Origin of the sequence: Maribacter sp., from assembly GCF_049667165.1 — a bacterium.
Lineage (GTDB): Bacteria > Bacteroidota > Bacteroidia > Flavobacteriales > Flavobacteriaceae > Maribacter_A.
Genome location: NZ_JBATHS010000115.1, coordinates 1 through 6,125, shown reverse-complemented (window position 1 = coordinate 6,125; position 6,125 = coordinate 1). Strand labels below are relative to the sequence as shown.

The 6,125-nt window shown below is 40.3% G+C and carries 8 protein-coding genes; 4 read left to right on the top strand and 4 right to left on the bottom strand.

From position 1 onward, the window contains the following. On the top strand, positions 1-950 hold a 950-nt coding region (purD, locus tag WBM98_RS06175; protein WP_424365154.1), incomplete at its 5' end, for a phosphoribosylamine--glycine ligase. Here purD and WBM98_RS06170 read toward each other — a convergent pair. Continuing rightward, entirely contained in the window at positions 945-1,166 is a 222-nt protein-coding gene (locus WBM98_RS06170; protein ID WP_424365153.1) for a DUF6341 family protein, read from the bottom strand. The genes purD and WBM98_RS06170 overlap by 6 nt on opposite strands. 40 nt (positions 1,167-1,206) lie before the next feature. Between WBM98_RS06170 and WBM98_RS06165 the strand changes: the two genes are divergently transcribed. The 3 genes from WBM98_RS06165 to WBM98_RS06155 are packed head-to-tail and all read left to right on the top strand — an operon-like array spanning position 1,207 to position 3,839. Continuing rightward, on the top strand, positions 1,207-2,142 hold the full coding sequence (locus tag WBM98_RS06165; RefSeq protein WP_424365152.1) for a hypothetical protein: 936 nt from the start codon (positions 1,207-1,209) through the stop codon (positions 2,140-2,142). A gap of 36 nt (positions 2,143-2,178) precedes the next feature. Continuing rightward, positions 2,179-2,781 carry a DUF4254 domain-containing protein gene (locus tag WBM98_RS06160; RefSeq protein WP_424365151.1) on the top strand — a complete coding sequence of 201 codons (603 nt, stop codon included), beginning with the start codon at positions 2,179-2,181 and terminating at the stop codon, positions 2,779-2,781. Between the two features lie 14 nt (positions 2,782-2,795). Beyond that, positions 2,796-3,839: a glycosyltransferase family 9 protein gene (locus tag WBM98_RS06155; RefSeq protein WP_424365150.1), complete on the top strand. Its 1,044-nt coding sequence runs from the start codon at positions 2,796-2,798 to the stop codon at positions 3,837-3,839. 12 nt (positions 3,840-3,851) lie between these two features. On the opposite strand, the gene WBM98_RS06150 is transcribed toward WBM98_RS06155, so the two are convergent. The 3 genes from WBM98_RS06150 to WBM98_RS06140 form a co-directional block, all read right to left on the bottom strand. Beyond that, positions 3,852-4,469 (bottom strand): TetR/AcrR family transcriptional regulator, encoded by a 618-nt coding sequence (locus tag WBM98_RS06150; protein WP_424365149.1) that lies wholly within the window; start codon positions 4,467-4,469, stop codon positions 3,852-3,854. 234 nt (positions 4,470-4,703) lie between these two features. After that, a complete protein-coding gene (arsS, locus tag WBM98_RS06145; RefSeq protein WP_424365148.1) occupies positions 4,704-5,759 on the bottom strand; it encodes an arsenosugar biosynthesis radical SAM (seleno)protein ArsS in 1,056 nt (351 codons plus the stop codon). An 82-nt stretch (positions 5,760-5,841) separates the two neighbouring features. After that, the coding region (locus WBM98_RS06140; protein WP_424365147.1) for an arsenosugar biosynthesis-associated peroxidase-like protein at positions 5,842-6,125 on the bottom strand (284 nt) is incomplete at its 5' end.

Below are 6,125 nucleotides of genomic sequence, written 5' to 3'. Positions count from 1 at the left end.
AATTTGCAAAGGAATTCCTATTCAGGCACAATATTCCAACTGCGGCCTATCAAAGTTTTACCCCAAATACGCTCGAGCAGGGCTATGCATTTTTGGAATCATTGAAACCACCCTATGTTTTAAAGGCCGACGGATTGGCTGCGGGCAAAGGGGTTGTGATCTTAAATCAGCTGCATGTGGCCAAGGAGGAACTTAAAAGCATGTTGGTCGGCGCTAAATTTGGGAATGCAAGTTCCAAGGTGGTCATCGAGGAGTTCTTATCGGGCATTGAATTGAGTGTTTTTGTACTCACCGACGGCAAAGGGTATAAAGTTTTACCTACGGCAAAGGATTATAAAAGAATCGGTGAAGGGGATACAGGATTGAATACAGGGGGCATGGGGGCCATATCACCGGTTCCTTTCGCGGATAAGGAATTGATGGCTAAGATACATGAGCGCATCGTAAAACCGACGGTAGATGGCCTTAAAATAGATAATTTGCCCTATAAGGGCTTTATCTTTATCGGATTGATAAAAGTAGGGGATGACCCCTTTGTCATCGAGTATAATGTTAGAATGGGTGATCCCGAGACCGAAGTGGTGATACCAAGAATAAAAACGGATCTTGTTGAAGTTTTTCAAGCCGTAGCCGATCAAACATTGGATGCAATCGACTTGGAACTTGATACACGTACAGCGACCACTGTAATGTTGGTGTCAGGTGGTTATCCTGAGGCATACGAAAAAGGAAAAGTCATTACCGGATTTGAAGACGTTCAGGATTCCATCGTATTTCATGCCGGAACAGATAGCAAAGATGGGAAGGTGGTAACCAACGGTGGTAGGGTAATGGCCATCACCTCCTTCGGGAATGATTATAAGGAAGCACTACAAAAATCCTATCAAAACATCAAAAAGATACAATTTGACAAGATGAACTTTCGAAAAGATATTGGGTTTGATCTATAAATAGGAATGCGAAGTAATCGACTTATCCTCTTCATTATTGTCATTAGACTTTTTAAGCTGAAGCATCCAATAAACAAAAGCAATAGAACAAAGAGCAAAGAAAATCCAGTTTATTGTATTGGCCACCCACCAATTTCCCAAAAACCTTAAAAAATCAAACGGCAAGAAAAGTCCGTTTACGAATAAATCCTGTATGGCTTCAAAGAATGCTCTCATGATATAGTATATTTACGAGGCAAAAATATAAAAACCCAAGATGATTACAAGCATTTTTGGCAAAACTAAGCCCATTAACTACATAATTGTACTCACTTTTTTGTTTTTGTTCTACTGGGTTGTTCATTTTTTTCTTTACAACAAGGCGTATGAGCCAGAGCAATTGTTAGGACAAACGGTCATTATAGGGGTTTTCCTTTTCACTGTTTTTATTGTCGACTTTATTGTGAAAAGGAATAAGATCACTTTGGCAAACTCCTTTGTCATGTTGTTCTATGCCCTTCTAACGATGGTTTTTCCGGAAACGTTGACCGATAACATGGCGATCCTTTGCAATTTCTTTGTGTTGTTGGCTATTCGACGACTCATTAGCATGCGTTCCTTGAAAAAAATGAAGATCAAGATATTCGATGCCTCCATATGGATTTTGTTCGCCAGTCTTTTTTATGATTGGGCCCTTATGTTCCTTCTTGTGGTCTTTATTGCGATATATATCTATGAACCTAAGAACTTCAAAAATTGGCTGGTTCCTTTTGCGGCAACGGTTACTTTTGGTATGATAAGTTCCGCGTATTTGGTATTGACGGATAACGTGCAATTTTTCGTTTCCCATTATCGGTTTTCCATTGAGTTCGATGCCGACTTCTATTTAAATTGGGCCAGCAGTTCCAAACTTATGATCTATATGCTGGCTTTGTTTATATTGACTGTTTTGGCCTTTATAAAACTAGGCAATTCGGGGGTCGGTAAAATCGTGACGACACGACTTATCGTATTTTCCATGATCATTGGGTTGCTTTTGAATGTTTTGATCTCTTCTGAAAACCTCCACCCAATACTTCTGACATTTTTCCCGGCTTCTGTGTTGATGACCAATTACATAGAATCGATCAAGCGTGATAAAATCAAGGAGATTGTTTTGATCTTGTCAATTTTGATTCCCTTTTCCGTCTTCTTGTCTATTATGATTTTGTAGCAAATAAAGGGTATCTTTACAAAAAATAGAGTTCAGATGTTCAGTTCTTTTGCCAACCGTATTTTTCAGGAAAGTATATTAAAATACCATGAAAAGGATACCGTGGACCAACCTTTTGAAAACCCGTATCCAAAAGATGATATAGCCCATCTATTGTATCGCAAAAATTGGATCGATACGGTGCAATGGCATTATGAAGACATTATTCGGGACCCGAAGATCGATCCGATCGCTGCCCTAGAACTGAAGCGAAAAATCGATGCGAGCAATCAGGACAGAACCGATTTGGTAGAGTATATAGATAGTTATTTCCTTAAAAAATACCAATCGGTTGAAATGATGGAAGACGCTACTATCAATACGGAAAGTCCCGCTTGGGCCATCGACAGATTGTCTATTTTGGCATTGAAGATCTATCATATGCAAGAAGAGGCCGATCGTAAGGATGCCTCCGCAGATCATATAGAGAAGTGCCGTCAAAAATTGAATGTGCTCTTGGAACAACGCGTTGATCTATCCACGGCCATAGACCAGTTGTTGGGTGATATCGAAACCGGACAAAAGTACATGAAGGTCTACAGGCAAATGAAAATGTACAACGACGATGAACTGAACCCGGTACTACGCGGGCAAAAATAATCCTCCTGTTTTTTATGAAAGCTAAGCGTCAACACCTACTGGTCATCAGACTATCTGCCATGGGTGATGTCGCCATGACGGTTCCGGTCCTGAAAATACTTTTGGATGCCTACCCAGAACTCAAGATCACCGTTTTGACAAAAGGGTTTTTTGGACCCATCTTCGATGGGCTCGACAATGTATCCATTCATGTTGCCGATGTTTCAGGAAAACACAAAGGAATATATGGACTTTGGAAGCTCTACCGTGAACTTCGAACATTGAAGTTGGATGGCGTCGCCGATTTGCATAACGTACTTCGTAGTAATATCCTAAAACAGTTTTTCCGTTTAACGGGAATTCCCTTTGCCCAAATTGACAAGGGAAGAAAAGAAAAAAAGGCGTTGACAGCATCAAAAGGCAAGGTCTTCTCACAACTGAAAACCACACACCAGCGCTACGTCGATGTTTTTGCGCAATTGGGATATCCGTTTTCGCTCCCCAGTACGAACTTTCTAGAGAAAAGAAAAGTATCGAACAACACATCTAAGATTATTGGAAACAATTCCAAAAAATGGCTGGGAATAGCCCCTTTTGCGGCATATTCTGGTAAAATGTATCCCTTTGGTTTAATGGATAAAGTAGTAAGTGGCTTGGAAGAAACCAATCAGTATAAAATATTCTTATTTGGAGGTGGACCTAAAGAAAAGGAACTACTTGAGACTTTGGAAACTAAGCACAAGGACTGCCTATCCCTTGTCGGTAAGCTTTCATTCAAAGAGGAGTTGGCTTTGATTTCCAATTTGGACCTCATGCTTTCCATGGATAGTGGCAATGCCCACTTGGCGGCCTTATTTGGCATTCCCACGGTCACCCTTTGGGGAGTAACCCATCCGTATGCCGGGTTTTATCCCTATGGGCAAGATGCAAACAATGCATTAGTATCCGACAGAAATACCTATCCTTTGATACCTACTTCCATCTATGGGAATAAAGTGCCCCAAGGCTATGAAAATGTAATGGCCACTATAGATCCCAATGACGTCCTTAAAAAAGTAACCCTTCTATTGAACGCCTAACCTAAACTTGGACTAAAGTGTCGCTTGTTTAACTTCAATGGTCTTAAAGTATTGTTTAAGTTGTGCCATGAACCTATATTTTCTTGCACTGGGCGAATTTTCCACCATTAGAGTACGAACACCGATATATGAACTCATTAAGAACAGCGCTACGCCCTCTGCATCAACATGACGATCGATATGACCGTTGAATTTTCCTTTTTGAATAGCGGACACCAAGTTGACTTCCCATATTTTAAGAATGTCGTTCAAGTGTTTCATGATTCTTTCATTCTTTCCATTGAATTCATTCAGGAAGTTGTTTAGGACAAATCCACAATCCATCTCATTATGAACGGCTGTTTCCAATGCATTCTCAAAACAATTGGTGATTAAATGTAAGGCATTGTCATGACCCTCAATAGGCTCAATGAGCATACTGTATACTCTACGTACCAATAAGTTTTCGATAATTTGGATAAAGAAGTCCTCCTTCGAATCAAAATGATAATAGAACGCTCCTTTTGAAAGTGAAAGCTCTTTTAGAATGTCATCGACACTGGTATTCTCATAGCCTTTTCTGTAAAACAATTCCAAGCCTGTGACTTGCATACGTTGCATGGTGGCCATGCGTTTTAGGTTCTTATCCATAAGATTGGGTTTAATGGTTAAATAGACCGTTGAGTCTAATACAAAGAACCTCCAACCTTGTGTTATGCACAGTAATTTAGGACGTGGCAAGGGAAAAAATCGTTAAAATGCAGAAATCCCGATGTACTACATTACTTTTTCAACAACCCACAAACTGCTCGGTCGGTTTAAAGGTATAATTCCACGGACAAATGGGTAGGCCAAATCTTACAAACACGATGATTTCATATAAAACTAGGCCACTGTTCCTTGGCAACTACTACCTGCACCCGCGGTACAGCCATAGCAATGTTGGGAGATAATGATGTCCCTATCATTCAGGATATCTTCATTATAGTCCTTGATATGTTTTATTTTACTGGCCACTTTCAAATCCAACATCTGGTTAAAATCACAATCATAGAGCCAGCCATCCCAACTAACCGAAATCGTGTTGGTACACATTACGTTTTCTACTGCCGTAGGGTTATAGGCTTCAACCAATGCATACATATAGTCTTCATAATTTTCAGAAGCGATCAAATAATCCAAGAATCGGGCAATAGGAAGATTTGTTATCGCAAACAGATTATGAAAGCTGATATTAAAATCTTCTTTCAACGCCTTTTTAAAATCCTTTTCCATGGCAACTTGATCTCCAGGCAAAAAGGCACCAGAAGGATTATAGACCAAATCCAATCGCAAATCACTATCGGGTAGACCATACCCCACGGCATTTAATTCCTGTAATGCTTTTATCGATGCATCAAAAACTCCCGCACCACGCTGTTTATCTGTTTTGCCACGTGTATAGTGGGGCATTGAGGAAACAATATGAATGTTGTGTTTTTTAAAAAACCTTGGTAAATCATGATACTTTTTATTGGCCCTCATAATGGTTAGATTGGAACGAACGATAAAATCCTGTATACCGGCCTTGGCCGCCTCTTCCACAAACCATCGAAAATCAGGGTTCATTTCGGGCGCACCACCGGTAAGATCCAAAGTATGGGCGCCAGTATTGCGAATAACATCCAAACAATATTGCATGGTTTCACGGGTCATGATTTCCTTGCGGTCCGGCCCGGCGTCCACATGGCAATGTTCACAAACCTGGTTGCACATATAGCCCACATTGACCTGAAAAATCTCCAACTTTTTTGGCCGCAAGGGAAAATGGCCTGTAAGGGCTATTTTATCCTTAAAATAAGGTAGTTCCCCTTCTTCGAAAATACCTCCGTTGAGGATATTCAATTGATTATTTGTTTCAGCAAGCTCGTTGTGTCTTGCATGTAGTGATTTTATAACCATTTTGTCGTTATTCGTTGCGCATTGTTCGTTTAAATTTTCACTTAAAAAATCGACAACCGTAAACAATCAATACACAACTATTCTACATTGATAATTTATTGTATTTGTTCATCATTTGAACGCCGTGTACCAAGGTCGCCCCACTTTCAATGGCAGCCCCAACATGAACGGCTTCCATCATTTCTTCTTTCGTAACGCCTTTTTGCAAACCGTCTTTGGTATAGGCGTCGATGCAATACGGACATTTGACGACATGGGACACGGCCAAGGCAATCAAGGATTTTTCCCGTGCCGATAAAGCACCCTCTTCAAATACCTTTCCGTAATAATCGAAGAATTTAGTGCCTAATTCCTCGCTCCATTCCG